The 25,862-nt window shown below is 51.6% G+C and carries 20 protein-coding genes; 10 read left to right on the top strand and 10 right to left on the bottom strand.

The window, feature by feature from the left end; genetic code table 11:
* The first annotated feature begins 11 nt into the window (after positions 1-11).
* Positions 12-1,214 (top strand): MalY/PatB family protein, encoded by a 1,203-nt coding sequence (locus EOS97_RS21565; protein ID WP_000347163.1) that lies wholly within the window; start codon positions 12-14, stop codon positions 1,212-1,214.
* 113 nt (positions 1,215-1,327) lie between these two features.
* On the opposite strand, the gene glgX is transcribed toward EOS97_RS21565, so the two are convergent.
* The 6 genes from glgX to EOS97_RS21535 form a co-directional block, all read right to left on the bottom strand.
* A complete protein-coding gene (glgX, locus tag EOS97_RS21560; protein ID WP_127836194.1) occupies positions 1,328-3,403 on the bottom strand; it encodes a glycogen debranching protein GlgX in 2,076 nt (691 codons plus the stop codon).
* Positions 3,404-3,459: 56 nt separating this feature from the next.
* Positions 3,460-5,988, bottom strand: a complete 2,529-nt coding sequence (gene treY / locus EOS97_RS21555; RefSeq protein WP_000613160.1) for a malto-oligosyltrehalose synthase — start codon at positions 5,986-5,988, stop codon at positions 3,460-3,462.
* Positions 5,985-7,769, bottom strand: coding sequence for a malto-oligosyltrehalose trehalohydrolase (gene treZ, locus EOS97_RS21550; RefSeq protein ID WP_000095546.1), 1,785 nt, complete (start codon positions 7,767-7,769; stop codon positions 5,985-5,987). Before treZ ends, treY begins: the two co-directional genes overlap by 4 nt.
* Positions 7,770-7,897: 128 nt before the next feature.
* On the bottom strand, positions 7,898-8,683 hold the full coding sequence (locus tag EOS97_RS21545; RefSeq protein ID WP_000698601.1) for an OBAP family protein: 786 nt from the start codon (positions 8,681-8,683) through the stop codon (positions 7,898-7,900).
* Positions 8,684-8,825: 142 nt separating this feature from the next.
* Positions 8,826-9,155, bottom strand: coding sequence for an acid-activated periplasmic chaperone HdeB (gene hdeB / locus EOS97_RS21540; RefSeq protein ID WP_001032161.1), 330 nt, complete (start codon positions 9,153-9,155; stop codon positions 8,826-8,828).
* A gap of 351 nt (positions 9,156-9,506) precedes the next feature.
* Positions 9,507-9,938 carry an OsmC family protein gene (locus EOS97_RS21535; RefSeq protein WP_000152297.1) on the bottom strand — a complete coding sequence of 144 codons (432 nt, stop codon included), beginning with the start codon at positions 9,936-9,938 and terminating at the stop codon, positions 9,507-9,509.
* 511 nt (positions 9,939-10,449) lie between these two features.
* Here EOS97_RS21535 and bdm point away from each other — a divergent pair.
* The 4 genes from bdm to adhP all read left to right on the top strand — a co-directional run bounded on the left by bdm (position 10,450) and on the right by adhP (position 14,073).
* Positions 10,450-10,665 carry a biofilm-dependent modulation protein gene (bdm, locus tag EOS97_RS21530; RefSeq protein WP_000495700.1) on the top strand — a complete coding sequence of 72 codons (216 nt, stop codon included), beginning with the start codon at positions 10,450-10,452 and terminating at the stop codon, positions 10,663-10,665.
* A 94-nt stretch (positions 10,666-10,759) separates the two neighbouring features.
* The gene (gene sra, locus EOS97_RS21525; protein ID WP_000841559.1) at positions 10,760-10,903 is read left to right on the top strand and encodes a stationary-phase-induced ribosome-associated protein; all 144 of its coding nucleotides are present in this window, start codon (positions 10,760-10,762) and stop codon (positions 10,901-10,903) included.
* Between the two features lie 176 nt (positions 10,904-11,079).
* Positions 11,080-12,777 (top strand): NAD-dependent malic enzyme, encoded by a 1,698-nt coding sequence (locus EOS97_RS21520; RefSeq protein ID WP_000450511.1) that lies wholly within the window; start codon positions 11,080-11,082, stop codon positions 12,775-12,777.
* 285 nt (positions 12,778-13,062) lie between these two features.
* Complete coding sequence (gene adhP / locus EOS97_RS21515; RefSeq protein ID WP_000642447.1) at positions 13,063-14,073, top strand: alcohol dehydrogenase AdhP; 1,011 nt, start codon at positions 13,063-13,065, stop codon at positions 14,071-14,073.
* Positions 14,074-14,163: 90 nt separating this feature from the next.
* Here the strand turns inward: adhP and fdnI are convergent, their stop codons facing one another.
* From fdnI to fdnG, 3 genes are read right to left on the bottom strand one after another with little or no spacing between them, the layout of a single operon-like run.
* Entirely contained in the window at positions 14,164-14,820 is a 657-nt protein-coding gene (gene fdnI, locus EOS97_RS21510) for a formate dehydrogenase-N subunit gamma (RefSeq protein WP_000045658.1), read from the bottom strand.
* Positions 14,813-15,697 carry a formate dehydrogenase subunit beta gene (gene fdxH, locus EOS97_RS21505; RefSeq protein ID WP_000061599.1) on the bottom strand — a complete coding sequence of 295 codons (885 nt, stop codon included), beginning with the start codon at positions 15,695-15,697 and terminating at the stop codon, positions 14,813-14,815. The genes fdnI and fdxH overlap by 8 nt, the downstream gene beginning before the upstream one ends.
* Before the next feature lie 13 nt (positions 15,698-15,710).
* A complete protein-coding gene (gene fdnG / locus EOS97_RS21500) occupies positions 15,711-18,758 on the bottom strand; it encodes a formate dehydrogenase-N subunit alpha (protein WP_077684034.1) in 3,048 nt (1,015 codons plus the stop codon).
* Between the two features lie 277 nt (positions 18,759-19,035).
* On the opposite strand from fdnG, the gene yddG reads away from it, so the two are divergent.
* The 3 genes from yddG to EOS97_RS21480 all read left to right on the top strand — a co-directional run bounded on the left by yddG (position 19,036) and on the right by EOS97_RS21480 (position 22,044).
* On the top strand, positions 19,036-19,917 hold the full coding sequence (gene yddG / locus EOS97_RS21490) for an aromatic amino acid efflux DMT transporter YddG (RefSeq protein ID WP_000203786.1): 882 nt from the start codon (positions 19,036-19,038) through the stop codon (positions 19,915-19,917).
* A gap of 520 nt (positions 19,918-20,437) precedes the next feature.
* Complete coding sequence (ompD, locus tag EOS97_RS21485) at positions 20,438-21,520, top strand: porin OmpD (RefSeq protein WP_000769043.1); 1,083 nt, start codon at positions 20,438-20,440, stop codon at positions 21,518-21,520.
* Between the two features lie 143 nt (positions 21,521-21,663).
* Positions 21,664-22,044, top strand: coding sequence for a GFA family protein (locus tag EOS97_RS21480; protein ID WP_014343841.1), 381 nt, complete (start codon positions 21,664-21,666; stop codon positions 22,042-22,044).
* Positions 22,045-22,068: 24 nt separating this feature from the next.
* Here the strand turns inward: EOS97_RS21480 and smvA are convergent, their stop codons facing one another.
* Entirely contained in the window at positions 22,069-23,556 is a 1,488-nt protein-coding gene (gene smvA, locus EOS97_RS21475; RefSeq protein ID WP_000489743.1) for a methyl viologen efflux MFS transporter SmvA, read from the bottom strand.
* Positions 23,557-23,673: 117 nt separating this feature from the next.
* Between smvA and EOS97_RS21470 the strand changes: the two genes are divergently transcribed.
* Entirely contained in the window at positions 23,674-24,252 is a 579-nt protein-coding gene (locus EOS97_RS21470) for a TetR family transcriptional regulator (protein ID WP_000121044.1), read from the top strand.
* 213 nt (positions 24,253-24,465) lie between these two features.
* A complete protein-coding gene (locus EOS97_RS21465; RefSeq protein WP_000198256.1) occupies positions 24,466-25,854 on the top strand; it encodes a NarK family nitrate/nitrite MFS transporter in 1,389 nt (462 codons plus the stop codon).
* The last annotated feature ends 8 nt before the right edge of the window (positions 25,855-25,862 follow it).

Here is a 25,862-nt window from a genome sequence, read left to right as displayed (position 1 = left end):
AAGGAAACAAGATGGATTTTAACCAGATTATCAATCGCAACAATACTGGTTCGGTAAAGTGGGATTTTATTGAGCGCCACTTTGGCGACGGCGCTGGAAAACTGCTGCCGATGTGGGTTTCTGATTTCGATTTTGCCTGCCCGCCTGAGGTTCAGGCGGCATTACATCAGCGAATCGAGCACGGCGTATTTGGCTATAGCGAACGCGATGAGGCCTATTTTAACGCCCTGCTTCACTGGTTTTCGTCACGCCACCAGCTCACGTTAAAACAGGAATGGGTATGCAGCGTGGAAGGCGTCGTACCAGGGTTGGCGCTCTTGGTGCAAATGTTGACGCATTCAGGCGACGGCGTAGTGGTACAGGGACCATACTATGGCTCCTTCGCCAAAATAATCACGCTTAATGGTAGAAAACTGCTGGAGAATCCCCTTAGCGAGTCGCCGGACGACGGCTACCAGATGGATTTTTGCCAACTGGAAAGGCTGTTTCGCCATGAGCGCCCTCCGCTGATGATTTTGTGTAATCCACATAATCCAACCGGGCGTTGCTGGTCGGCCAACGAGCTGGAGCAACTGCTTTTATTATGTGAAGCTTATGATGTCACTCTCATCTCGGATGAAATATGGGCCGATCTATTGCTGCCCGGCGAAACCTTTACCTCGGTACTGCATTTAGGGGAGCGCTGGCATAAACGGGTCATCTCCGCCACTGCGGCCAGCAAAACGTTTGGCTTATCGTCGTTGCGAATTTCTAATTTTCTCATTCCCGATCCTACGCTTCGCCAGCGTTTCCTGTCTCGTCTGGACGCTCATGGGTTGGACGTCTTTAACGCTCTCTCCGTTCAGGCGGCGACTACCGCATGGAATGAAAGCAGACAGTGGCTGGATTCGCTACTGGATTACCTGGCGGAAAACCGCCGCTGGTTTGTTGAACAGGCGACAGAGCATCTCCCCTGGGCAAGAATTGTCCCGGCGCAGGGAACCTATTTATTATGGATGGATTGTAAAAAACTGGGACTGGATGACGAACAGCTAAAATGGGTAATGGCGGATGTCGCGGGTATTGCTCCTTCAATGGGCAGCAGCTTTGGCCCGGCGGGCAGCGGATTTATCCGTTTAAATCTGGGATGTCCACGTACCTACCTTGAAATGGCAATAGACGGCCTGAAGCGAATATCGGTGAAGACAATCAAAGGAATACCAACAGGCGGATGAATTTTTCGGGCGGTAAACTGACACCGGTGTTATTTCTGCGGCATGATATCGCCTGAGCGCTAGTAAAAAAACCGGCCATCAAGGCCGGTTGGGTCCGGAGCGCAGTTTTACTATCAGGGGCGTCTGAATAATACGATGCTGCGCCCGGCCAGATCGAAATCCATTTCTTCGGTAATCCGCATTCCCTGCTGCGCGTTATCGGCAGTCGTCAGTTCAAGTACCCAGCCGCCTTCTCCCCACATCGGAATACGGAACGGTACGCTGCCTTCAAACGGATTGAAAAGCAGTAAGGCGTCATGCCCGATCTCCGCTTCCGGCTGGAGATCGGGACGACTAATGCATACGCCTATGGTCGATCCCTCATCCCATTGTTCGGATTGCTGCGCCCCTCCGCCGGCGTTAAACCAGCGGATCTCCAGACCGTCACGCCAGCTCTCTCGGCGCAGCAACGGTTGCGTGGCGCGCAGTTGAATCAGATGACGGGTAAACTCTCGTAGCGCATTGGCGGTTTCCGGCAAATTATCCCAGTGGACCCACGATATTTCACTGTCCTGACAGTAGCCATTGTTATTGCCCATCTGACTGCGGCCAAACTCATCGCCCGCTAATAACATCGGCGTGCCGTGCGAGAAAAGCAAGGTGGTCAGGAAATTGCGTTTCTGTTGCTCGCGTATCGCATTGATGCCTTCGTCGTCGGTTGGCCCTTCTGCGCCATAGTTACAGGAGCGGTTATCATTATGCCCGTCATTATTATCTTCGCCATTGGCTTCATTATGTTTGTCGTTATAAGACACCAGATCGTTCAGCGTGAAGCCGTCATGGGCAGTAATAAAGTTAACGCTTGACCAGGGGCGACGGCCGCGCAAATCATAGAGATCGCCGGAACCCAGCAGGCGTGCGGCGAAATCATTTGTGACGTTGTCACCTTTCCAGTATTCGCGTACCGTATCGCGGTATTTATCATTCCATTCGCCCCACCCTGGTGGAAAGCCGCCAACCTGATAGCCGCCCGGTCCGATATCCCAGGGTTCGCCAATCAGTTTCAGTTTTGCCAGCACCGGGTCTTGCGTTACCGCATCAAAAAAGCCGCCTCTCTGATCAAAGCCTTCCGGCTCACGACCAAGAATGGTGCCCAAATCAAAACGAAAGCCGTCGACATGCATTGACTCCGCCCAATAGCGAAGGGAATCCATCACCATTTGCAGTACCCGTGGATGAGAGGTATTGACGGTATTACCTGTCCCTGTATCGTTAATGTAATAGCGATGCTGATCGGGCATGGTGCGATAGTAAGAGAAGTTATCGATACCTTTAAATGACAGCGTGGGGCCAAGCTCATTCCCTTCTGCCGTATGGTTATAGACCACGTCCAGTATCACTTCGACGCCGGCATCATGGAAAGCGCGCACCATATCGCGGAATCCCTGAATACCTTTTGGACCATAGTAGCGCGTCGCCGGCGCAAAAAAGCCCAGCGAGTTGTATCCCCAGAAATTTTTCAGTCCTTTATCGAGCAGATGCTGATCGTCCGGGAACCAGTGAACGGGTAAAAGCTCGACGGAGGTAATGCCCAGGCTTTTAATGTAATCCACGCTGGCTTTATGCCCCATGCCCTCAAACGTACCGCGTAGAGGCTCAGGGATCGCGGAATTAAGCTGGGTAAAGCCTTTTACATGCGTTTCATAAATAATGGCGTTCGACCACGGTATGGAAGGCCGTTGTCTATCCTCCCAATTCGCCTCAGCCGGATCAATCACCCGGCATTTAGGCGTAAATGGCGCGCTATCCTGGTCATCAAAGGTCAAATCTTTATCGTCATGAAGTAATTGATACGCGAAATGCGCATCGTTCCACTGAATATCGCCCACCAGCTCACGGGCATAAGGGTCAATAAGCAGCTTGTTGGGGTTAAAACGATGACCATTTTCCGGGTCATAAGGACCGTAAACGCGGTACCCATACAGCGCGCCGGGCTGCAACTTCGGGACATAGCCGTGCCATATTTCGTCGGTATATTCCGGTAACTCCAGACGAGCGATTTCATGCTCCCCGCTCGGATCGTAAAGACAAAGCTCGACGCGTTCCGCATGGGCGGAAAAAATAGCGAAATTCACGCCTTCGCCGTCATAATTCGCGCCAAGCGTATGGCTGTATCCTGATCTGATTTCAAAAGCCCTGTTTGTTGTCATTCTCTTTCTCCACCCACGGTAAACGTTGTCCTGTCACGGCACATCAACACATAAACTCAGTCGCTCATTAAAACCAGTACGCCGCCCTGATGTGAGGCCAACGACAGGCGTTCACCAGGCATTAACCTCTCCTGGGTAAGCACATTGCGATAACGATGCTGATTAAGCTGTCCGGGTATAATAATGTCGGTTCCTGCCCAGAAACCGCTATGCGATTGTGACAATAAGCCGTCACATTCGGCGAACACCAGTCGGGGCGCAACAACAATCAGCGCATCATCATGATTGGCTCTGGCGTAAGCGATGACTTTGTCGGCACGCTGGCCAACAGCCCGCAGCGGTATATAGTCGCCAAAACGGAAGAGCTCATGATTCTGCTGACGCAGACGCAGTAATGCAGCGGTGACATACTGATTCACCTGCCCGTTCAGCCAACTCTCTTCGCGCGAGAAAACTCCCGGCGTTAGTTGGTCTAACTGCTGCGCCAGCGTGGCGAAATCCGGTTCGCGGCGGTTGTCGGGATCGACAAGACTAAAATTCAACGCCTCGCTCCCCTGATAGATATCAGGTACCCCCGGCGCGGTTAATTTGATAACGGTCTGCGTCAGGCTGTTAACCAGCCCTGCGCGGATGAAGGGTTGCAAGGAACGATAAAAATCCTGCAAAAATGTCTGATTATCCGGCGCCAGTAAATAACGGGCGTAATCAAGCATTGCCGTTTCGTAAGCCTCATTACTGTCCACCCAATCGGTACGTAGCTTCGCTTCGCGTAGCGCTTTCTCCACAAAGGCTTCAAAGCGTATTTTCAGCGCGTTTAAACCTGTTTCGTCCTGTGGTTGTAGCATCGGGGGCCAGACGCCGGTCAGCGCCTGATATAACATCCACGTATCCGCCGATTTTGGCGCAGTGCCATCATTCAAAAATTTGACATGGGTCTGGTTCATCTGCCGCCAGCGGGCAAGGCATTCGCTCCACTGTTCCGGCGCTTCGGTAAGCGTATACAGGCGTGCTCGCGCATCCTCGCCTCGCTTGGTATCGTGGGTCGACGTACCGGATAACGCATCAGGCTGTCGCGCCTGTCGGGTTTTCATCTCATGGTGAAAGCGTTCGATGGAGAAGTGATGCGTGACGGGCTCGGCGCCGACTTCATTTAACGCCAGTCCCATGTTTTGACGAAAGAAAAGCGTATCCTCTACCGATTTCGCCATCAGCGGACCGGTGAGTTGTTGGAACCGAACACGAAACTGTGTCGCCTCCTCCTGGCTGGAGGTGGGAACATCGCCGGTAAGAAGACGGCTCAGAAATGTAAGCGCTTCTGGCTGCGGAGGGTTTTCAAGCGTCTTTACCCGTTCCACAATACGGTGTAACAGGCAAATATCGGTCGGCGGTAGCCCTTCTGCCGTGCCGTAAGTGCGATATACGGGAAAGGCAATTAATAACTCGCGTAACGCCTGCCGAACGACGCTCTCTTCCTGTGCGATCTGTAGCTCGCTGGCAATCGACAGCGCAAGCGCGAGCAGCCGGGTAAATTCCCCCTCGAAATTGCGATCGACCATCAGCAATTTAGCCGCCCGTAATTCCGCCCGCATATCCACTGGCGCGCCTTTAACGGTCTCGTAAGCCTGGCGCAGATTGTCTATCTGCTCATCGTCAACCAGCACCTCCGCCAGCGAGGCGATAAATTCATAGCCTGTGGTGCCGGAAACCGGCCAGTCATCAGGAAGTTGCTCGCCTTTAGCGAGAATTTTTTCCACGGTGATATAGCACGCCGGCCCCACTTCCTGACGTAAACGCGCAAGATAGGCTTTCGGATCGGCAAGGCCGTCGATATGATCGATACGTAAACCGTCAACCGCCCCCGTTCTGACCAGCTCCAGAATCAGCCGATGTGTATCGTCGAAGACGGTTTTATCTTCCACCCGCATTCCTACCAGCCCTGTGACCTCAAAGAAACGCCGATATGAAAGCGAGCGAGCGGCCTCGCGCCAGGACATTAATTTCCACGGCTGGCGCTCATGCAAATCAGCAATAGCGGCTTTATCGGTAAGCGCTAGTATTTCGGCCTCGCGCCCCTGCCACGTCGCCGGCGCAAGCGGATAATAGTTATCATAATAGGCGAACGTGGGTTTACCCGTAGCGGGATCGGGCTTGATCGCAATTTCTCCGTTTTCCAGCACGGCGTCAAACGTGTCGCCTAAAAAAGGCAGCGTCAGTCGGCGCGACCAGTCAATATCGAAATGGCGCGCGTAACGGCTCTCCTTGCCATATTCAAGCACGTCGCGCCACCAGGCGTTTTCCAGCGAGCTGGCCATGTGATTAGGCACAATATCGATGATCAATCCCAGCCCTTGCGCTTTAAGTTCGGCCACCAGTCTTTCAAATCCTTCGCGCCCGCCAATAGAGGGCTCAATCTCATTCGCATCGGTGACATCATAACCATGCGTTGACGCTTTGGTGGCGGTAAAGATGGGTGAGGCATAAAGATGGCTGATACCCAGATTTTTAAGGTAAGGCACCAGCGCCGCAGCGCGATCGAAGGTCATGCCATTGCGAAACTGAAGACGATACGTTGCAGTTGGGATCATGATGCAGACTCTCCCTGGGCTAAGCGGACAATAAGAGAATGTTGGGAAAGCGACCCGGTGGATTCATTCGGCCAGGCGAAGAGAGTCTTACCCGGTAAATCGGGCAGCAATACCGTCGTGGCGCTAATATTCAGCGCCAGTGACAGTGTTCCTCCCGGAAAACGCCAGCTAACGGCAATAAACCCGGGCGCGGTTTGCAATACCGTTCCTGAGCTCTCACGGGCAGCGGACAACAGCGGCACGATATGCTTCTGGCGCAAAAGCAGTAGTTCGCGGGTAAACGCCAGCCACGCTTTACCCTCTTCACTGTGCTGTTGCTTCCAGTTAAGTTTTGAGCGTTGAAAGGTCTCTGGCGCATTCGGGTCCGGAACATTTTCCCCTGCATGATCGGCAAACTCTTTTGCGCGACCTTCACGAACGGCGCGGGCTAAATCCCCATGGAAATCGGTAAAAAAAAGAAAAGGACGGCTTTCGCCATACTCTTCGCCCATAAAAAGCAGCGGAATATGCGGTGAAAGCAGCAACGTGGCGAGCAATACTTTTGTTCGTTCAGCACCCGCCAGGGTTATCAGTCTGTCGCCCTGGGCGCGGTTACCGACCTGATCGTGATTCTGAATAAAATCCACAAAAGCGACCGGGGGTTGTCCGGTACTTTTTACGCCGCGAGGTTCGCCGGTTTGTGGTGAAATTTCTCCCTGATAAGCGAATCCTTCGGCCAGCGCTCTTGCGAGGTGTTTTTCCGGGGCATCAGCAAAATCGTTGTAGTAGGCCTGGGTCTCTCCGGTCGCAAAAACGTGGACGGCATTATGAAAATCGTCATTCCATTCGGCGGTAAACAGAGGCGCATTGCCATCCTGATCTCGGGGATGCAGAGAAATAATATTGCGGCTATCTTCGGTGGTCAGATGAATGGATCTGTCGGTAATGTCTTCCCGAATACGTTGTGCGATTTCAACCAGCACATGCCTGGCGCTACTGTCCTCAATCTGATCGATAGCGTCAAAGCGTAAGCCGTCGAGATGGTATTCTGTCAGCCAGTATAACGGCGCCTCGATGATATAGCGCCGCACGGCGTCGACATCATAGGCGATACCATTTCCCCACGGCGTCATGCGCTCTTTGTGGAAAAACGCTGGCGCCAATAGCGGTAAATAATTTCCCTCCGGGCCGAAATGGTTCAGCACAATATCCAGGACGACGGAAAGACCATACCCATGCGCGGCGTCAATAAACGCCTTGAAATCATCCGGCGTCCCATAGGCAGAATGCGGCGCGTAAAGCAGTACGCCGTCATAGCCCCAGCCACGCTCGCCGCCAAATTGCGCAACGGGCATCACTTCAATAACGGTAACGCCGAGTTCAGCGAGATAAGGCAGCTTCGCTATTGCGGCGCGGAAGGTGCCTTCCGGAGTGAACGTGCCTGTATGCATCTCATACACCACGGCCTGCTCCCAACGGCTACCTTTCCACCCGGTGTTGCGCCACGTGTAGCTGCCTGGATCAACCACATATGACGGACCGTTGACGTCAGTTTTTTGAGCGCGGGAAGCCGGATCGGGGACCACCATGCCATCGCTGAGTACAAAGTTATACTCCGTACCTGGCCTCACCCCGGAGACGTCCAGCGTAAACCAGCCGTCACCGCTCGCCTGCATTTCCTGGTCTTTACCCGCAAGCCTGAGCATAACCTTTTGCTGACCGGTGGCCCAAAGACGAAAGCGGACAACATCAGCGGCGATATATTCAGCTCCCCAGCTTTTGCAAAAAATTTTTGAACTCATTTGTCGCTCCGTTTAACCCATAACCTCTACAGCATCCGAAAAACAAGCATAGACTATGGGGCTAATTTTTACGTGACACTGTCACTTAACAGGCATTCTTTTTCCTATCTGCGTGTAAAACCGTGGAATTATTGTCGGGATTGCTCAGATGTACCGAAGTGCGCGGTATCGCCTCGCCCGTGTTCGCCAGAGCCCTGAACACGCTGTAGCTGGATAACCTCCCCCTGCTCCCAGGCGTTAGCCCCCTTAACAACGGGATGTTCAGGCAGATCCTGCCGCTCGCGTTTAATGGCCTGGGTATCAATTCCCAGACGGCGATCCCGATCGGCCAGCAGCACGGGGTCAAGCTGCCCGTCGCCAGTAAAGCCCATCATCAGCGCAGGGATACCCATTGGCAGGGTTTTATCCCGGTCGGTATGCCAGGTGTGCCAAGTCTTGCCATAAGTATTAACAATCTTACTCATCAACGCCTTATCAGCGACCTGCGGTAAGCCAGGCGCCACCAGGCTACCGGATTTCACCTCGTACTGGTGGCTGTGCCACAGTTTTTTCTCCTCGGGAGGAAGCGTTTTAAATAAACGTTCGCTGATAATGTACTCCACCCCCATCAGGCGCGCGTTTTTCGTATTGCCGTCGTAAATCACCGCCTGCATGACATCTTCGTTCAGGACGGTAACGTAATGGTGCGCTTCCATCTGTCCGTTTTTATCACCGCTATAAAAATGGAACCCGTCAAGGTAGGTACTGATGGCATCGACAGGTGGTCTGGATTGAATAGCCGCCGCGCCTGTTTCCAGGGTACGTAATTTGGCAGAGGTTTTTTCCCCGGGAATAGGCGTTTGCGGCGGCGTATTATTGGCGCCGCATCCGGCCAGAAAAGGAATGATAAAGAGTGCCAGCGGTAAAATTTTCATTAGGTCTCCATATAGTGAAAGGGCTCTAATGAAAATAGTGCAATACCACGTGATTGGTAGAAGAAATGGAAGATGTTATTTGTGACGGCGTCACAAATAGTAAAACCCGACACACAGGCCGGGTTTTGATATCAGTTTACTCTTATTTTGAGAGTTCTTTCTTGATTTCGTCTTTTATTTTGCTTAATTCACTCTGCGGGTTTTTCTTACAAAGCTCAACGGCCAGCGGCACTGCTGTCGTCTCAGTTTCCTGGAAATCAACGTAGTCCCCGCCTTTAAAATCTTCATCTTCATTCAGCACCCAGAAAGCGACTGGCGCCATCGTCTGCGGATTGAGGTCAACAAACTCCTGGCAGCTCATACCTTTAGGCGTAACGTTTGTTTTAGTAGTATCTGTTGCCGCATTCACGCTAACACTGGTTACCAGCGCTGCCACGATAATACCTGCTGTAGCAAGGGAGAATTTATTCATTGTTGTTGCTCCAATAATTATATAAATAACCTCTACATCTGCGCGTTAACCCGTTAATGTAGAACGCAGAAAATAATACCCCTCCTCTCTCAGGAATAAAGATCACCCTCCGCGATATGGCTATTATTGATATTTACGTTGACTGATTTTGATGTTTGATGAATAAAGCAACATGGCGAGCAGATTTTAAGGCGAAAAAGTAGACCACGACAATAGCCACAGACGTGGTCTACGGCGCGTTGAGGTGATAAAAATACGGCAGGATCTCAGATAGACCGGGAGCGAGCCCTCCGCCTGAAGGTATATTCATCAGCCCGATAAACAAGAGTCGTTACCGGGCTGGAGAGGTTATCAGGCGTTAAGCTGGTAGTCGAGGGTGATTTCCGCATTCAGAACCTGCGATACCGGGCACCCGGCTTTTGCTTTCTGGATGATTTGATCGAAAGTTGAAGCATCAATATCTGCTACCGCAACTTTGCTTTGTAGCGCAATTTTGGTAATGGCGAAGCCCGCCTCCACCTTATCAAGCGATACGTCAGCGGTGGTGTCAATGGATGTCGGCGTAAATCCAGCCTCTCCCAGCATAAGTGATAGCGCCATGGAGAAACAGGCCGCATGTGCGGCGCCGATTAACTCTTCCGGGTTGGTTCCCTGCGCGCCTTCGAACCGGGTATTGAATCCATACGGTTGTTGATTAAGCACGCCGCTTTCTGTTGATACAGTACCTTTACCCCGTTTGATGTCGCCTTCCCAGTGTGCCTGACCTTTCTTATGGATTGTCATTTTTGCTCTCCTGTTGGCTCAAAAAATAAAGTATAGACCATGCTGCAAATCTGCGTTGTCCATGCCGATGGAGGTAGCATGTTGTCGATTACCCGCACTTCAGATATAGAAAATAGTTGTATGCTTTTTCAGTGATGAATATTAAACCAACAGGCCTCCCTTTCTTTAAAGAATATATCCCTCCTTTTATCCTTACTTTTTCTTCCGGAAGCGTATTCCATTATGTATATTTTCATTCAAATTAAGATTTGTCTTATCTCGTTGTAATAAAGGATAAAAATCGCAATAAGTAGCCTTTTAAATGTATATTTATTGTCCACTACTCGTATGAGGATATGTAATTGGCAAACGTAATATATTTTCTTCTGGGGTAAACAATTAGAGTTCCGCCTTGCGTTAAAATAACTCCAGGACTAATCTTAACCACAGCCGCAAAAATATTTGCCATGCTGAATACGAATTAATTTTCTGCGAGCCGTACTAAATAAATACATGTTCACGGAGGCATTATATGTTTACTTATCACTCAGCAAATACCTCAGCAGCACAACCGGCCCTGGTCAACGCGATTGAACAAGGATTACGCGCGGAGTTAGGCGTTGTCACCGAAGATGATATTTTAATGGAGCTGACCAAATGGGTTGAGGCTTCCGACAATGACATCCTCAGTGACATCTACCAGCAGACCATCAACTATGTGGTAAGCGGGCAGCACCCGACTCTGTAAAACCTGCTATGCTGTATCGGCAACCTTAGGGGTTACGTTTCTTTCGCGTAAGCGAATTTGTCCTTAAAACTAGCAACAGGATTGAGGAGTTAACATGAAATCGAACCGTCAGGCTCGTCATATACTTGGACTGGATTACAGAATTTCCAACCAGCGTAAGGTTGTTACTGAAGGCGACACCAGCAGCGTGGTGAATAACCCAACCGGCAGAAAGCGCCGCGCCGATAGCCAAAAGTAATCGTACAGTCCTGAAATGACGTTAAACACCATTGCATCTGCAATGGTGTTTTTGTTTATAGGAATGACCTTAACGTCTCACAATGCTTTATACTCAGGGTCGGTTCCCTGGTGGAAGGCAATATATGATGATAAACGACGGTGCCAGGGACAGTTATTCGAAAAAGAGTGAGTAACATGGAAACTACAACCAAGAAAGCACGTTCCCTTTATATCCCTTACGCTGGCCCTGTATTGCTGGAATTCCCCCTGTTAAACAAAGGCAGCGCTTTTAGCGTAGAAGAGCGCCGCAACTTCAATTTGTCAGGGCTGCTGCCAGAGGTCGTCGAGTCGATTGAAGAACAGGCCGAACGCGCCTGGCTCCAGTATCAGGGGTTTAAAACAGAAATCGATAAGCATATTTACCTGCGTAACATCCAGGATACCAACGAAACGCTCTTTTATCGACTGGTGCAAAACCATCTTGAAGAGATGATGCCGGTTATCTATACCCCGACCGTGGGCGCGGCCTGTGAGCGCTTCTCTGAGATTTATCGCCGGGCGCGCGGCGTATTTATCTCTTATCCGAACCGTCACAATATGGACGACATTTTGCAGAATGTGCCTAACCACAACATTAAAGTTATTGTGGTGACGGATGGCGAACGGATTCTGGGGCTTGGCGATCAGGGCATCGGCGGGATGGGGATCCCTATCGGTAAGCTGTCATTATACACAGCCTGCGGCGGCATTAGTCCGGCCTATACCCTTCCCGTTGTGCTGGATGTCGGCACCAACAATCAACAGTTACTCAACGATCCGCTTTACATGGGCTGGCGTCATCCGCGCATTACCGACGATGAGTATTATGCGTTTGTCGATGAGTTTATTCAGGCCGTTAAGCAGCGCTGGCCAGATATCCTGCTACAGTTTGAAGATTTCGCGCAGAAAAACGCAATGCCGCTGTTGACGCGCTATCGTGATGAGATTTGCTCCTTTAACGATGATATTCAGGGCACCGCAGCCGTGACCGTCGGTACGTTGATCGCCGCCAGCCGCGCTGCCGGCAGTCAGCTTAGCGAGCAGAAAATCGTTTTCCTCGGCGCGGGTTCCGCCGGATGTGGGATTGCTGAACAAATCATCGCGCAGACTCAGCGTGAAGGTTTAAGCGAAGATGCCGCCCGACAGAACGTTTTTATGGTCGATCGCTTCGGCCTGTTGACGGACCGGATGCCTAATTTATTGCCGTTCCAGGCAAAACTGGTGCAGAAATGCGACAATCTCCAGCACTGGGATACCGAAAATGACGTTCTGTCGCTGCTGGATGTGGTGCGTAACGTGAAGCCGGATATTCTGATCGGGGTTTCCGGCCAGACCGGGCTCTTTACTGAAGAGATCATCCGCGAGATGCATAAGCATTGCCCTCGCCCGATCGTCATGCCGCTCTCTAATCCCACCTCTCGCGTGGAGGCCACGCCACAGGACATTATCGCCTGGACGGAAGGCAACGCGCTGGTGGCAACCGGCAGTCCATTCTCGCCGGTCATCTGGAAAGATAAGGTTTATCCGATCGCACAATGTAATAACGCCTATATTTTCCCCGGCATCGGTCTGGGGGTTATCGCTTCCGGTGCATCGCGCATTACTGATGAAATGCTGATGTCAGCCAGTGAGACGCTGGCGAAACATTCTCCGCTGGTGAATAACGGCGAAGGGTTAGTGTTACCAGCGCTTAAAGACATCCAGGTCGTGTCGCGCGCTATCGCTTTTGCCGTAGGTAAAATGGCGCAGCAACAAGGCGTAGCGGTGAAAACCTCAGCGGAAGCGCTGCAACAGGCGATTGACGATAACTTCTGGAAACCGGAATACCGCGACTACCGTCGGACTTCCATTTAATACGTACCCGGCGGTGAATGCCGCCGGATATCACTTTCTTCTTTAGTTTTGGCGAGTCTGTCGACACACCTGAATTCCTTTTCCTGCTTATTTGTCAAGCTACTAATATTAGCCACCTTTATGTATTGAACGGGGATTTATCAGGATAATCCTGGCTAAACTATTACATTGTATTTCTGCCGCCTTGCATAACTCATCAGAAATATTAATCCTAAAGAGGTAATAGCGCCTTACCTGCTATTACTTACCTGCTATGCAGTTCACTATTAATAAAAGGAGAAGGTTATGAAAGCTGCTGTTGTCACACAAGATCATCAGGTTGATGTTACTGAGAAAACGCTGCGTCCCCTTCGCCACGGTGAAGCTTTGCTAAAAATGGAGTGCTGCGGCGTATGCCATACCGATCTACACGTGAAAAACGGCGATTTCGGTGACAAAACCGGCGTCATTCTGGGACACGAAGGCATTGGCGTCGTGGCGGAAGTCGGTCCCGGTGTCACCTCGCTGAAACCCGGCGATCGCGCGAGTGTCGCGTGGTTTTATGAAGGATGCGGACACTGTGAGTATTGCAATACGGGCAATGAAACCTTATGCCGCAACGTGAAAAATGCCGGTTACACGGTAGATGGCGGCATGGCCGAAGAGTGTATTGTCGTCGCGGATTATGCGGTGAAAGTACCGGAAGGTCTGGACTCTGCGGCGGCAAGTAGTATTACCTGCGCGGGCGTTACCACCTATAAAGCGGTGAAGATTTCTCATATTAAACCTGGCCAGTGGATTGCCATCTACGGTCTGGGCGGTCTGGGTAATCTGGCCTTGCAGTACGCGAAAAACGTTTTCAATGCGAAAGTGATCGCCATTGATGTCAATGATGGACAACTGAAACTGGCCGAGGAAATGGGCGCAGATCTGACCATTAATTCACGTACGGAAGATGCGGCTAAAATTGTGCAGGAAAAAACCGGTGGCGCGCACGCAGCGGTGGTTACCGCGGTCGCTAAGGCGGCGTTTAATTCCGCAGTAGATGCCGTTCGCGCCGGAGGCCGCGTGGTGGCAGTCGGGCTGCCGCCAGAAGCCATGAACCTTGATATCCCTCGCCTGGTGCTGGATGGCATTCAGGTTGTCGGTTCGTTGGTGGGGACACGCCAGGATCTGACCGAAGCCTTCCAGTTCGCGGCGGAAGGAAAAGTCGTGCCAAAAGTCGCTTTACGTCCGCTTGAAGATATCAACGTTATTTTTAAAGAGATGGAACAAGGGCAAATTCGTGGCCGTATGGTCATCGATTTCCGTCGTTAAACGATTTGCTGTGGTCGTCTGAGTATACAGACAGCAGATGAAAACAAGGCGCTACGAGGATAGCGCCTTGTTTATCAGATCGCGAAAGAATTACTGAATACCTTTTTCGCTCTCTTTTTTTGCTTCCGCCTTCTCGATTTCACGATACCAGCGTGGATGATGTTTCTTCGCCCAGCGACGGCTGACCTTCCCTTCGATCATGCCTTTAATCGAGCCTTTCACCCAAAATGCCATATACATATGGATGAGGATCGCGTGCATTAAAATAATGCCCGCCGCCGCATGAATTAACAGGCTATAACGCACCACCTGCATGGGGAAATACTGCGCGAAATACGGACGCCAGATAATCACGCCAGTCACCAGCAGCACAAAAATCATGCTCATAATGGACCAGAACATCATCTTCTGTCCGGCATTGTATTTACCGACATCCGCCACCTTATGCTCATTGCCTTTCAATACTTCGACAATATTTTTCAGCCACGGAATGTCTTTTTTATCCGGGATGTTGTGGTGGACGAAACGCACGAACATAAACATCAGCGCGATGAAGATGGCAATACCGAAGAACGGGTGCAAAATACGTCCCATCTGCGGCGTGCCGAAAGTTTGCGTCAACCATTGTAGCGTCGGGAAGAAAAACGAAATCCCCGACAGCGCTACCAGGAAGAAGCAGATCACCACCGTCCAGTGACAGGCGCGGTCGACAAATTTCGTGCGCACAATCATTTTCGACTTACTCATGATGATCCTCCTCATCGTCGTCCGTTTCTTTATTCGGGCCAATACCGATGTAGTGGTAAATCAGACCGGCGAAAGTGGCGATAAAGCCCGCTGCGGCCAGCGGTTTTAGCGCCCCTTTCCACAGATTGATTGAGGTATCGATCTGCGGATCTTTCGGCAAGCCGTGGTACAACTCCGGCTGATTGGCATGGTGCAGCACATACATGACGTGCGTACCGCCAACGCCCTGCGGGTTGTAGATACCGGCATGTTCAAAGCCGCGCGCTTTTAACTTCTCCACGCGTTGCTCACCCAGTTCCAGCATCTCTTTTTTGGTGCCGAAATGAATAGCCCCGGTCGGACAAGTTTTGACGCAGGCCGGTTCCTGGCCCACGCTGACGCGATCGACGCAAAGCGTACATTTATAAACGCGGTTGTCCTCTTTGTTGAGGCGCGGAATATTAAACGGACACCCGGCGATACAGTAACCACAGCCGATACAGTGTTCAGATTGAAAATCAACAATCCCGTTCGCGTACTGGATGATAGCCCCGGCAGATGGACAGGCTTTAAGACAGCCTGGATCTTCACAGTGCATACAACCATCTTTACGAATCAGCCACTCCAGCTTGCCGTTCTGCTCGGTTTCGGTAAAGCGCATCACCGTCCAGGACTTGGCGCTGAGATCGGCAGGGTTATCGTACACCCCGACACAATGGCCAACGTTATCGCGAATATCGTTCCATTCAGAACAGGCTACCTGGCAGGCTTTACAGCCGACACAGGAGGAGACGTCGATCAGTTTCGCGACTTCGGCTTTGTAATCACGCGCCTGCGGAGGCGGCGTGATGGCGTTTGTTGCGGACCGTTTAATAATGTCCTGCGTTTCCATAGACATATGTTCGCCTCCCTTACGCCTTCTCGATGTTAACTAAAAACGCTTTGTATTCCGGCGTTTGCGAGTTGGCATCACCGACATTTGGCGTCAGAGTATTGGCGATATAGCCTTTGCGCGCGACACCCTCAAAGCCCCAGTGAATCGGGATCCCCACCGTTTCAACCTGCTGACCGTTGACATGCAGGGTGCGAAGACGACGAGTTACCACCGCGACCGCGCGAATAAACCCGCGTTTACTGCTCACCTTCACATAGTCGCCGTTAGCGATACCTTTCGCTGCCGCCAGCGTCTCACTGATCTCCACAAACTGTTCCGGCTGAGCGATAGCGTTAAGTAGCGCATGTTTGGTCCAGGTATGGAAATGCTCTGTGAGGCGGTAAGTCGTGCCCACGTACGGAAACTGCTCCTTCTTACCCATGCGCAGCGCATCTTCTTCATACAGACGCGCCGCCGGGTTCGAGACCACATTCGGGTGCAGCGGGTTAGTGCCCAGCGGCGTTTCCATCGGCTCGTAGTGCTCAGGGAACGGTCCTTCCGCCATTTTATCAATAGCAAACAGACGTCCCAGCCCTTCCGGCTGCATGATAAACGGATTGGTCCCGCTCCCCGGCGCCGCGTTGTTAAAGTCCGGAATATCGTTCCCTGTCCACTTCGCGCCGTTCCACTGGATCAGCATCCGTTTTGGATCCCACGGTTTACCCTGCGGATCCGCCGAAGCGCGGTTATACAATACGCGACGGTTTAGCGGCCACGCCCACGCCCAACCCAGTGTATTGCCAAGCCCTGACGGGTCGGCGTTATCACGTCTGGACATCTGGTTGCCCTGCTCCGTCCAGCTACCGGTATAAATCCAGCAGGAGGAGGATGTCGTACCGTCATCGCGCAGTAATGCAAAACTGCTCAACAACTGGCCTTTCCTGGCAAGCAGTGTACCGTTGGCGTCATAGAGATCTTCCAGCGCATAGCCGTTGTTCTCTTTCGCCACTTCTTCCGAATGCGGTTCATCCGGCTGCTTGTAGTTCCAGCTCATCTTCAATAGTGGTTCGGCGCCTTTACCGCCTTCTGCGCGATACATTTCACGCAGACGATGGTAAATACCGGCCAGAATCTCGCCGTCGTTACGCGCTTCGCCCGGCGCGTCCTGACCTTTCCAGTGCCACTGTAACCAGCGACCGGAGTTAGCGATAGAGCCATCCTCTTCCGCAAAACAGGTAGACGGCAGACGGAAGACTTCGGTCTGAATCGTTGTCGGATCGACATCATTAGATTCGCCGTGGTTCTGCCAGAACGTTGATGTTTCAGTCACCAGCGGATCGATAACGACCAGATACTTCAGTTTGCTTAAGCTTTGCACCACTTTGTTTTTGTCCGGGAAGGACGCCACCGGGTTAAAGCCCTGACAGAAATAGCCGGTGACTTTCCCGCTATCCATCATGTTGAAATATTTGATCACGTCATAGGACTGATCCCACTTAGGCAGCCAGGCAAAGCCCCAGTCATTTTCTTTCTGCGCCGCATCGCCATAGAAAGATTTCATCAGGCTGACGAAGAACTTAGGATAATTACCCCAGTAGTTGACCTGATCGGCCAGCGTCGCTTTGGGGGTATTCGCGGCCAGATAAGTTTGCAGATCGGCCTGTTTTTCCGATGGCAGCGTCAGATAACCCGGCAGGCTGGTGGAGAGCAGTCCTAAATCCGTTAAGCCCTGAATATTAGAGTGGCCGCGCAAAGCGTTCACACCGCCGCCAGCCATCCCCATATTGCCGAGCAGCAACTGGATCATCGCCATAGTACGGATGTTCTGCGCCCCGACGGTATGTTGCGTCCAGCCCAGCGCATACAGGAAGGTGGTAGTGCGATCCGGAACGCTGGTAGAGGCCAACACCTCACACACCTTCAGGAAGTCTGCTTTCGGCGTACCGCAGATGTTTTCCACGACGTCCGGCGTATAGCGCGAAACGTGCTGCTTCAGCAGATTCCACACACAGCGTGGGTGCGTCAACGTTTCATCACGTTTGGCATAGCCGTTTTCATCGAACTGGTAGTTCCAGGAGGATTTATCGTACTGACGCTTTTGGGCGTCATAGCCGCTGAAAAGACCGTCATCAAAGGCAAAATCATCCCGCACCAGCAGGCTGGCGTTGGTGTAATGCTTAACGTATTCAGCGTTGATTTTGTTATTTTCGATCAGGTACAGCAAAACGCCGGACAGAAAGGTAATGTCTGTACCGGAACGTATTGGCGCATAGATATCCGCCACCGACGCCGTACGCGTAAAGCGTGGATCAACGACAATCAGCGTCGCATCGTTATTGTTTTTCGCTTCCATCGCCCAGCGGAAACCCACCGGATGCGCTTCTGCGGCATTGCCGCCCATCACCATCACGACGTTGGCGTTTTTAATATCCACCCAGTGGTTGGTCATCGCACCGCGACCAAATGTTGGAGCAAGACTTGCTACCGTTGGTCCGTGTCAGACGCGCGCCTGGTTATCTACCGCCAGCATACCGAGAGAACGCGCAAACTTCTGCGTCAGCATACCCGTTTCATTGCTGGCCGCCGAGGCGCACAGCATTCCGGTAGAGAGCCAGCGGTTAACCGTGACGCCCTGCTCATTCTTTTCAATAAAGTTGGCGTCGCGGTCGGCTTTCATTAATTTAGCAATACGAGTGAAAGCGTCATCCCAGCTAATGCGCTGCCACTTGTCGGAACCCGGCGCGCGGTATTCCGGATAGCGTAGGCGATCTTCACTGTGAACATAGTCCAGCAAACCGGCCCCTTTCGGGCACAGCGCGCCACGGCTTACCGGATGATCCGGGTCGCCTTCAATATGGTAAATCGCTTCTTTCGCGTTTTTTGCCCCATCTCCCAGGCTATACATTAATAGCCCGCAACCTACGGAACAGTATGTGCAGGAGTTACGGATCTCTTTTGCGCGCAACAGCTTATAGTTTCGCGCCTGAGCCAGGGCCATTTTAGGGGTAAAACCCAGTGCGGCCACCGTTGTTCCCGCCATACCGCCCGCGCAGATTTTAAAAAATTGTCTGCGGCTGACGTCCATTGCTTTCCTCTTTTTTCCACGGATGCACGCCTCCTTCGAACTGCAGCAAAACCTCAGCCCAGGATGCGTGTATAACTTCGCGAGGAAACTAACAGCAAAATCGATAACTTTTTTGCGTCAAATCAATATTGAAACGGTTCCGCTATTAAATAGCCCTATTTTTAAACCGCAATAACTCCAGGGAGGTACTAAAAAATGACACTGCATGGCATCGCCCTCGGAAAAAGTGCTATAAGTGGCAGTTTATTTTGCGCGGTATTCAGGACAGTCACAAAGCATGACATCACAAAAAGCAACGCTAATAGGGCTTGTTGCCATCGTTCTGTGGAGCACGATGGTTGGGTTAATTCGCGGCGTCAGCGAAGGTCTCGGACCGGTAGGCGGCGCAGCCATGATCTATTCATTAAGCGGCCTGCTGCTGATTTTTACCGTCGGATTACCTGATATCCGTCGTTTCCCGGGGCGATACCTCATCGCAGGCAGCGTACTGTTTGTCAGTTATGAAATATGCCTGGCGCTTTCTCTCGGTTATGCCGCCACTCGCCATCAGGCTATCGAAGTCGGCATGGTTAACTATTTATGGCCCAGCCTGACCATTCTGTTTGCCATTCTTTTTAACGGGCAAAAAACTAACTGGCTTATTGTTCCTGGATTGCTTATTGCACTTACTGGCGTTTGCTGGGTTCTGGGGGGAGAGAATGGTCTTAATGCCGGAGAAATTATCAACAATGTCGCCACCAGTCCGCTAAGTTATTTACTGGCATTTCTTGGGGCGTTTATATGGGCGACATACTGCACCGTCACCAATAAATATGCGCGTGGTTTTAACGGTATCACCGTCTTTGTGTTACTCACCGCCGTGGCGCTGTGGTTCCACTATTTTCTTACACCGCAACCTGCCATGATATTTAGCCTACCGGTGATTGCTAAACTTTTTACCGCGGCATTAACGTTGGGGTTTGCCTACGCAGCATGGAATGTGGGCATACTTCATGGCAATGTGACTATCATGGCCGTAGGGTCGTATTTTACCCCCGTCATGTCCTCTGCTCTGGCAGCGCTGTTACTCAGCTCGCCACTGTCATTCTCCTTCTGGCAAGGCGCAGTCATGGTTTGCGTAGGTTCGCTACTTTGTTGGCTGGCAACGCGGCGGCGCTAAGCGACGGGCGGGCCGATGTTGATATAAAATCCGCCCGCTGTACCTTGACACTCTTCATAACACAACTACGCTTTTATCTATCGCCTGTGTGTATTTGACGATTTTTCATTTTCACGTGCTCTCCCTGCGCCATACCAGGATGCGCTGGTAAAAATGGATTTTATAAAATCGTTAAATATGTTAATGCAATGATATAATCATATTAACAAATATATAATCAACGCTAGCTGGCAACTGTATTAGTGCATATAATAATCAATCGTTACTACCAAAAATAAAATTATAAACAGATCAATAATCCCCTCCGAAAATATATCTTATTAGACAGTCCCTATTTGAATTAATACTCTCAAATGTATTAAGGAGATCTCGATCACACAAATTAAAATAATTTGTAATCTTATGAAACTTATTATTGAACTTATGCCACTCCGTCATTTAAAAATAGTCTGCCATTGACAAACGCCTCGTTTAACAATGGTTGAGGAAACACGCTAAGAAAATTATAAGGATTATTAAAATGAAACTTAAGTTAGTGGCAGTGGCAGTGACTTCCCTGTTGGCAGCAGGCGTTGTAAATGCAGCCGAGGTATATAACAAAGACGGCAATAAACTGGATCTGTACGGTAAAGTTCATGCTCAGCATTATTTCTCTGATGATAACGGAAGTGATGGTGACAAAACTTACGCGCGTCTGGGCTTTAAAGGCGAAACGCAGATCAATGACCAACTGGTTGGTTTTGGCCAGTGGGAATATGAATTCAAAGGCAACCGTACTGAATCTGAAGGTTCCGACAAAGACAAAACCCGTCTGGCATTCGCTGGTCTGAAATTCGCTGAATACGGTTCTTTCGACTACGGTCGTAACTACGGCGTTGCTTACGACATCGGCGCATGGACCGACGTTCTGCCAGAGTTCGGTGGCGATACCTGGACCCAGACTGACGTATTCATGACCCAGCGTGCTACCGGCGTTGCCACCTACCGTAACACCGATTTCTTCGGTCTGGTTGAAGGTCTGAACTTTGCCGCGCAGTATCAGGGCAAAAACGATCGTGACAATGAAGTAGAAGCAAACGGCGACGGTTTCGGTCTGTCCGCAACGTATGAGTACGAAGGTTTTGGCGTGGGTGCGGCCTATGCGAAGTCTGACCGTACTGACCGTCAGGTGCGCAACGGCACCAATGGCCTGTATGCTTCTGGCCAGAATGCGGAAGTGTGGGCTGCTGGTCTGAAATATGATGCGAACAATATCTATCTGGCGACCACCTACTCCGAAACGCTGAATATGACCACATTCGGTAAAATCGACGGTATTGCTAACAAAACTCAGAACTTTGAAGCTGTTGCTCAGTACCAGTTCGACTTCGGTCTGCGTCCGTCCATTGCTTACCTGAAATCCAAAGGTAAAGATCTGGGTGCTTACGGCGACCAGGATCTGGTTGAGTACATCGATGTCGGTGCTACCTACTACTTCAACAAAAACATGTCCACCTTCGTTGATTACAAAATCAACCTGCTGGATGACACCAACTTCACTAAAAATGTTGCGCAGATCAGCACTGACAACATCGTTGCTGTTGGTCTGAACTACCAGTTCTAATTTTGTTGTAGTCTGAATACAAAGCCAGTCCTTTCAGGGCTGGCTTTTTCTCTTGATGTAGACTCGGTCATAAGGAGTATGCCGTGCAGACGTTCACTGGTCGTTGTCTTTGCGGACAGAGCCATTTTACCGTTGACGTCGAAATGCTGGATGTCTATGCCTGCCATTGTACGCTGTGTCAAAAATGGTCGGGTGGAATAGCCATGTATCTGGAAGCCTGCGGGCAACCACAGCTAGCCCCCCTTTCCCCGGAACCGCCATACTTTTCATCCTCTTCGCGCGGCGAACGCTACTTCTGTTCCGGCTGCGGGTGTCCGCTGTGGTTTCGGCTTACCGATACCGATCGCTATTTTATTCCCTGGACCTTACTGGAACTGAACGAAGTTGATCGCCGTCGGCTGATTCTGGCTGCGGAAATCTATACCGAAACCCAGCCTGCCTTCTGGCGACTGACGGGGCAATACGCACGCCTCAGCGGTAAAGAGGTTGAGGAAATGGACTCCCCCTGCCAGCTAGCGCATTAAGCGCTTATCTCACCAGGCGTTATGTTATCGGCGTTGGGCTTTTGCCAGGCTGAACCACATCCCTACCGCCAGCAAAAGAAGCATACTCCCGGCGCTGCTTAACGCCACGCTATGCGACCAGATAAAGGCATGTCTGGCGGCGTCCAGTATTGCCTGCCCCTGCGTGGGCGGTAGGCTATTCGCCAACTGCACGGCTTCTCCCATTGAAGATGACGCTCTGGCAATCTCTTGCGCCTCAAGCCCGGCAGGCAGACGGATAGACGCGGAGAAGCTACGGCTTAACAACAGACCGAAAATGGCAATGCCCAGTCCCGCGCCCAGTTCATAAGCCATCGTTTCTATCGCGCCGGCCGCCGCCGCTTTTTCTGCCGGCGCAGCGGCCATAATTGCCGACGTGGAAGCCAGCAATGCACTGGCGGCGCTAAATCCCAGCAGCGCCATCAGCCCCCAGGCCTGCCATTGTTGGGTACTGAAATCCGTCATCGCCAGGCCATAAAAACTCAGCGCGCTTAACGCCATGCCGCCCGTCGCGACCAGCCGTAGTCCCAGACGCGAGACCAGCACGCCCGCAATCGGCCCGCTGAATCCACTGGCGACCATCACCGGCAGCATAAATACCCCGGCCTCATAAGGCGATAGCCCGTGAACAAACTGTAGCTCTTGCGCCATCAGCAGCTCAAAGCCCACCAGAGTGATCATCGCGGTCATCGCCATCACGACGCCGCTCAGGATAATGCGATGGGTAAATAGCCGCATATCAATCATCGGACGCGATGTCGCAAGCTGTGTGCGGATAAAGAGTCCCAGGAGCAGCGCGCCGGTAAGCAGGGTAAGCGAGATGACCCACAGCGACAGATGCCCTTTCAGCGCGGTTTTAGCGCTATAGACCAACAGCAAAATAGCAACAATCAGCATCACCGCATGGCCAAGATTGAGCGGTTGATCGCGACGGCCCGCCTGGCGAGGAACATAGCGGGCGGTTAAGCCCATGACGACCAGCACAATCGGCACGTTGATCAGGAAAACCGATCCCCAGTAAAAATGCTCTAATAATATGCCGCCGATGAGCGGCCCAAACGCCGCTCCGCCCGAACCTACCGCTGCCCAGACGCCCAGCGCCATGTTGCGATGCTTCTCTTCGCAAAAGGTGGCGCGTATCCCGGCCAGCGTCGCCGGTACAATCATCGCCGCGCCAATAGCCAGTAATACCCTGGTGGCGATAAGCCAACTGGCGGTATGCGAAAACGCCGCCGCCAGTGACGCCAGGCCAAAGAGCGTCCCGCCCAGCATCAGCAGGCGTTTAAAACCGATACGATCGCCAAGCGCGCCCATCGGCAACACCATGCCAGCCATGACCAAAGAATAAATATCAATGATCCACAGCAGCTCGTTGCCGCTGGCCCCCAGTGTCATACTCAGTGTCGGCGCGGCGACATGCAAGACCGTGGCATCAATGGCGACAGGAATATAGACCAGCACAATAATGACTAACGTTAACCACTGACGAAACATAACTCTCCCTTCAAAAACTCAAATTTGGACGCTTGTCCAGCTTCAGGATCCTACGGTAAGTTGAACGAATGTCCAGCTTTTTGTTACACTGCGCGCATTGGCTAATGTGGGGAAAATATGAGTTACCTTAACCGGGATGAACGCCGCGAAGTGATCCTGCAAGCGGCGATGCGCGTGGCGCTGGCAGAGGGGTTTGCCGCCATGACGGTGCGACGAATCGCATCAGAAGCCGATGTCGCCGCCGGCCAGGTGCATCACCACTTCAGCTCGGCGGGCGAGCTCAAAGCGCTGGCCTTTGTCCATTTGATCCGCACCCTGCTTGATGCCGGGCAAGTTCCGCCGCCCGCCACCTGGCGTGCACGGCTTCACGCTATGTTGGGTAGCGAAGACGGCGGCTTTGAGCCTTACATAAAATTGTGGCGAGAGGCGCAAATTCTGGCCGATCGGGATCCGCACATCAGAGATGCTTATCTCCTCACGATGCAGATGTGGCATGAGGAAACGGTCACAATTATCGAGCAGGGCAAACAGGCAGGAGAATTTACGTTTACTGCTAACGCCACGGATATCGCCTGGCGGCTTATCGCACTGGTGTGCGGGCTGGACGGTATGTATGTGCTGGGTATTCCGGAAATGGCCGATCCCGCGTTTAAATACCATCTGGATCGTATGATTACGCTTGAACTCTTTGCGTAAAGTTACAAATAATTTAATAAAAATCACTTTTAGTTTACAAATAGTAACAATTAAGAAACATCATATCTCCTCTTCGCGCCGCGCTGGCCTGGTTTTTTATCTATTCTTTCACTCAATATTCTAAAAAAACTTCAATAAGTTCTCAAAAGAGCGCGTGACGCTCTGTCTCTTTTTTGTGTTTTTTTCAAATGATATGCGCATGTGAGGGGTAAAATGACACGACAAAACGAGAATTATAACCGTTATCTCTTGAGTGACTGGCGACCCGAAAATCCAGCCTTCTGGGAGAATAAAGGGAAAGGCATCGCCAGAAGAAACTTATGGATTTCAGTAAGTTGTTTGCTCCTGGCATTTTGCGTCTGGATGTTGTTTAGCGCTGTTGCCGTCAACCTCAATAAAATTGGATTTAATTTTACCACCGACCAACTCTTTTTATTAACCGCATTACCTTCTCTTTCCGGCGCAATATTACGCGTTCCCTACTCCTTTATGGTGCCACTGTTTGGTGGTCGTAAATGGACCGTATTAAGCACCGTAATATTGATTATTCCCTGCGCCTGGCTGGGATTCGCCGTGCAAAATCCCGCCACCCCTTTCGGGGTATTTATGCTCATCGCTCTGTTGTGCGGTTTTGCGGGGGCAAACTTCGCGTCCAGTATGGGCAACATCAGTTTTTTCTTTCCAAAAGCCAGACAAGGTAGCGCGTTGGGTATTAACGGCGGACTGGGAAATCTTGGCGTCAGTGTGATGCAGTTGATTGCGCCGCTGGTTATTTTTCTGCCGATATTTACTTTTTTAGGCGTCCGGGGCGTGCCGCAACCTGATGGCTCCCTGCTCGCCCTCACTAACGCCGCCTGGATCTGGGTGCCGTTACTGGCTGTCGCGACGCTTGCCGCCTGGTTTGGTATGAACGATATCGGCAGTTCAAAAGCGTCTGTCGCCTCGCAATTGCCGGTGCTAAAACGTCTGCACCTGTGGCTGCTTAGCCTGCTGTACCTGGCGACATTCGGGTCATTCATCGGCTTTTCCGCAGGTTTCGCCATGCTCGCCAAAACGCAATTTCCCGACGTAAACATTCTGCAACTGGCGTTCTTTGGCCCCTTTATCGGCGCGCTGGCGCGATCGGCAGGCGGCGTGATCTCCGATAAATTCGGCGGCGTTCGCGTCACGCTCATTAATTTTATCTTTATGGCGCTGTTTACCGCCTTGCTATTCCTCACGCTGCCAGGCTCCGGCGCAGGCAGCTTTAGCGCGTTCTATCTTGTTTTTATGGGCCTGTTTTTGACAGCGGGTCTCGGCAGCGGTTCTACCTTCCAGATGATTGCGGTGATCTTCCGTCAGATCACGCTCTACAACGTCAAACTGCGCGGCGGGAGCGATGAGCAGGCGCAGCGCGAAGCGGTGACGGATACCGCCGCCGCGCTCGGTTTTATCTCCGCTATTGGCGCTGTGGGCGGCTTCTTTATTCCAAAAGCGTTTGGCACCTCTTTGGCCTTGACCGGCTCGCCGGTGGGCGCCATGAAAATCTTTTTGCTGTTTTACCTCGCTTGCGTCCTGCTGACCTGGCTGGTCTACGGGCGTCGTAAGCCTAAACAACAATAACAACATAC

Origin of the sequence: Salmonella sp. SSDFZ54 (assembly GCF_004010735.1) — a bacterium.
GTDB lineage: Bacteria > Pseudomonadota > Gammaproteobacteria > Enterobacterales > Enterobacteriaceae > Salmonella > Salmonella enterica.
The sequence above is the reverse complement of the archived record's forward strand: the minus strand, read 5'-3'. Positions and strand labels throughout refer to the sequence as shown.